Genomic DNA, 4,352 nt, shown 5'->3' with positions numbered 1-4,352 from the left:
TCAAGAGCTGATTGCTAGAGCGATTAGAATGGTTCCAGAAGCACCCAAGCCAATCGCTTATCGCTGACAACCATGAGTTCTCAACCACCCTCCAAACCACCAAAGACCATACTTAGTCAGCTAACTCAGGTAGTACAGACCATTCATGCGAAGGTCAATCTTCAAGCAGTAGCACTAAAGCCTAATGCTAGAGTGCCGGAACTTTGGGTGCAAGACGCTAATACCAACAAATCCGATGTCTATCCCCTGGTTGGGGACCGTTACGTACTGGGGCGCAGTTCCAAATCCTGTGACATAATCGTTCGCAACCCAGTAGTCAGTCAAGTTCATCTCTCCCTAGAACGGTATGGTAGACGTGGCCGTAGGTTTATCATAAAAGACCAAAACTCTACCAATGGTATCTATCGTGGCAGACGCCGACTTTCTTCCTTGCTTCTGTATCACGGAGACACCCTGACCATCGGCCCACCAGAACTCGCTGCATCAGTTCAGCTACAGTACGTCTATCCTCCCCCCTGGTATATCCAAGGAATTCGTTACTTTCTCTATGGCATCGGTGGGATAATTGCCTTAGTGGTATTACTGATTGGATTTGAAACCCTGAAAGCACCATCAGTCAGACCATTGCCCGAGGGAGTCACAGGCCCTGTGATTGTTTACTCTCGTGACCAAATTCCCCTACGGCAACCCCGGACCGATGCTCACCGAGAACTTAGGAGGTTATCGGATTTTTCCCCATATTTGCCGAAAGCAGTGATTGCTTCAGAAGACAGCCGCTTTTACTGGCACTTCGGAGTAGACCCCTATGGGATTATGCGAGCTGTAGTGCGGAATCTTCAAGGGGGAGGTATTCGCGAAGGTGCTAGTACGATCACTCAGCAGGTAGCAAGAAGCCTATTTCCCGAGTATGTCGGTCGAGCCAATACCGCAGACCGGAAAGTGCGGGAAGCAATTATTGCCCTAAAGTTAGAGACAGTTTACAGTAAGGACGCGATCTTAAAGGCTTACTTAAACCGAGTTTACTTAGGTATAGAAGCATTTGGTTTTGAAGATGCTGCTCAGTTTTACTTCGACAAATCAGCAGCTAATGTGAATATCCAAGAAGCCGCTACTTTGGTAGCAAGTTTGCCAGCACCCAATAGCTATAACCCAATCCAAAATTATGATACCTCATTACAATTACGGAATCGGGTGATTGACCGCATGCACGCTTTGGGAATGATTGGTCGAGAGGAAGCCAATCGAGCTAGGCGATCGCGGATTGAAGTTAGCCCCAAAGCCCGAGAAATGCTTTCTAGCACCAAGGCACCCTATTTCTATAACTACGTTTTCCAGCAATTGAGGAGGTTACTGGGCAAAGAGTTGGCTAAGGAAGGTAATTTTATTGTAGAAACTACTGTAGATACTGAGTCTCAGGCCAAAGCTGAAGCTGCTCTACGGGACTATGTCAAGAACACTGGTAGCCGCTTAGGATTTTCCCAGGGAGCGATCGCAAGCCTGAATACCAGTAATGGCGAGATTCTAGCCATGGTTGGAGGAGCCGATTACCAAAAAAGCCAGTTTAATCGCGTTATCCAAGCCAAGCGTCAACCAGGCTCAACCTTTAAACTCTTTGCCTATGCTGCTGCCTTAGAAAAAGGGATTTCACCAACCGAAACCTACTCCTGCTCTGGGATTAAACGGATTAGACGTTGTGAGCGGTCTGGAGATGCTACTGAAATTGATATGTATGCTGGTTTGGCTCAATCGGAAAATGCGGTAGCGATCAGGGTAGCTCAAGATGCTGGTTTAGATAGAGTAGTACGGATGGCGCAACGGTTGGGTATTAGCTCAAAACTGGATCCTGTGTTTGGTTTAGCCTTAGGTCAAAGTGAAGTTAGTCTATTGGAAATGACTGGAGCCTATGGTGCGATCGCAAATCAAGGGATGTGGTATCGTCCCCATGGCATTATCAGAATTCTCGACAGTAGTGATTGCACGGATAACCAAGACTACCAAACCTGTCGAGTAATCTACAACTTCGCTGATCAGCCAAATATCAGCAAGCAAGCGGTTTCACCAGCCGTAGCCAACACCATGACAGAAATGCTTCAGGGTGTAGTAACCAGTGGCACCGGTCGCAGTGCCCGGATTGGTCAAGGAGAAGGGGGAAAAACCGGTACTACTGATAAAAATGTAGACTTGTGGTTTATCGGTTTTATTCCCAAGCATCAGATCGTTACAGGGATTTGGTTCGGCAATGATAATAATTCTCCTACTAGTGGCAGTAGTAGCCAAGCTGCCCAGTTGTGGGGTAAATATATGGCTCAGGTGGTACCGAAAGAGAGTTGATACCGATACTTTTTAGCTACCAAAGTCTACCAATATCGACCCCTTTTCGAGGTTGAAAGTTATCGCTATCTTGACACTCCCTGGTCATTAGACGCGGGGATTCCTAGATCGACGAACCACCGTAAACCGACGTGTCCTCGGGAAGAGGCAGTACTTAACCAAGAATCCGTAGTAACCTACCAAATTCCCAGTCAATTCACGACAGACCTAGAGGGCAGTTCTCCTTAGGCGTTTGGGTACTTACTTGAGAGTGCCTTAAAAACTGTTTTCCTCCCTTTTCCCATGTTCCGGTGTGCCCCACCGTACATTGAGGTACGACCCAAGGGAGATTTACTTGCCCTAGGAGGCGCGCACCGTGTTTTTTCAAAAGTGTTTTTTCTAGGTTCACACGCCAATTGTTGGTTGACGATTGGGTTTTTAAAGAGGACTTTCCCTACCCTCTGAGCATTACTACTTTATAGGCGGTCAGACATGGTTTCCTTCCAGCTGTCTATCACGGTTTTTCAGCCTGTACTCTATACTTAATTATACATGAATTGCGACGACGATACCGGAATTCCAGAAATATTTTTTCGCGGTGGCTAAAGCCACTATATAATAGTTAAATTTCCTAGACCTGACTGGTGACATGTTAGCAGTTTCACTAATTACCATTATCTTGCCGATAAATAAGATTAGGTTGATGGCCAGTTTCATAGTATTTTAGGGACAAGCCTATTTTGAGAGAGTCAACGTCTTTTTTGTCAGCTTTGTTATGAAACAGCTCCTCAACCAACTACAAAACCAACACAAATACATAAAATCCCTAATTATCCCTGTTTTAGCTATCCTGTTAGCAAGCGGAATAATTGCAGCACCAGCCAATGCCATCAATCTCTATCAAATGCCTAACATTAGCGCTGGAGAACCGACTTGGGTAATTGACAAGTCAGAAGTTCTCTCTCGCTTTACAGAAGGCAAGTTGACTCAATCCTTAGAGGATTTAGCGAAAGCAACGGGCAATCAAGTTAGACTTGTCACTGTCCATGGCCTAGATTATGGTGAAACAGCAGCAACCTTTGCCCAAGGGTTGTTTGAAAAATGGTATACTACTCCAGAGGAGCAAGCTAATCAAACCTTGATAGTGCTGAATACTGTGACCAATAACAGTGCTATCGTTACTGGCAATGCCGTTAAGGAAATTATGTCCGATGACATTGCTGAAAGTGTGGCTTCTGAAACCCTAAAGGTGCCGCTGCGGGATGGTAACAAGTATAATCAGGGTTTCTTAGATGTAAGCGATCGCATAGTAGCTGTTTTATCTGGCGAACCTGATCCTGGTCCTCCTGTAGTTGAAGAAGAAATCAACATTGCTGGCAACTTTAAGAGTGCAGAAGAAACTAAAAACAGCAATGCCACCCTTTGGGTTGTAGTTATTTTGGTTGTTGCTACAGTTGTGCCGATGGTTACCTACTTTTTCTACCAAGGTTTTTCTTGACACTCCCCGGTCTAAAGACGCGGGGATTCTTCACTCAACGATCCGACTTGCTGAACCTTGCCGGAGCCAAGAACAGTAGAGGCCAAATCTCCTGAAGCGTTGGGGTCTAAGACCCAGGTTCCGGTGTGCCCCACCGTACCTAAGGCTCTATTAAGAATGTTGATTGCGGCATTATGGTCTCTGTCTAATTTGCAACCACATTTGCACACGTGAGTTCTAGTTGACAGGGACTTTTTCACCGTTTCGCCGCATTCAGAGCAGTTCTGACTAGTATAGGCGGGATTCACTGCTACAGTGACTCGGCCAAACTTAGTTCCAAAATACTCCAACCATTTCCTGAATTGATACCAACCAGCATCATTAATAGACTTAGCTAGACAATGATTCTTGACCAAATTTTTGACTCTTAAGTCTTCGTAGGCGACCAGGTCGTTAGACCGGATTACGCAACGTGCCGGAGACGAAACCTTAGAAGAGTGCAGCCTTACAACAAAACCTGCCACCTTTGATGCATAGCCTATCAACTATAAAGGCTGCACTCTTC

At 45.8% G+C, this 4,352-nt stretch carries 2 protein-coding genes and 1 pseudogene; 2 read left to right on the top strand and 1 reads right to left on the bottom strand.

Annotation, left to right across the window (positions count from 1 at the left end; translation table 11 throughout):
• Positions 1-72: 72 nt before the first annotated feature.
• Positions 73-2,331, top strand: a complete 2,259-nt coding sequence (locus tag F6K20_RS26075) for a PBP1A family penicillin-binding protein (protein WP_008187403.1) — start codon at positions 73-75, stop codon at positions 2,329-2,331.
• Between the two features lie 754 nt (positions 2,332-3,085).
• Complete coding sequence (gene psb32 / locus F6K20_RS26070; RefSeq protein WP_008187405.1) at positions 3,086-3,808, top strand: photosystem II repair protein Psb32; 723 nt, start codon at positions 3,086-3,088, stop codon at positions 3,806-3,808.
• Between the two features lie 11 nt (positions 3,809-3,819).
• Here psb32 and F6K20_RS26065 read toward each other — a convergent pair.
• A pseudogene (locus F6K20_RS26065) lies at positions 3,820-4,263 on the bottom strand (RNA-guided endonuclease InsQ/TnpB family protein); the annotation flags it as partial.
• Between the last annotated feature and the right edge of the window lie 89 nt (positions 4,264-4,352).

This window comes from Moorena sp. SIO2C4 (assembly GCF_010672485.1).
In the GTDB taxonomy this organism is placed as follows: Bacteria; Cyanobacteriota; Cyanobacteriia; order Cyanobacteriales; family Coleofasciculaceae; genus Moorena; species Moorena producens.
The sequence above is the reverse complement of the archived record's forward strand: the minus strand, read 5'-3'. Positions and strand labels throughout refer to the sequence as shown.

Excerpts from the sequence above, each read along its gene's own strand:
- F6K20_RS26075 (WP_008187403.1), top strand. The coding sequence starts at position 73 with ATGAGTTCTCAACCACCCTCCAAACCACCAAAGACCATACTTAGTCAG.
- psb32 (WP_008187405.1), top strand. The coding sequence starts at position 3,086 with ATGAAACAGCTCCTCAACCAACTACAAAACCAACACAAATACATAAAA.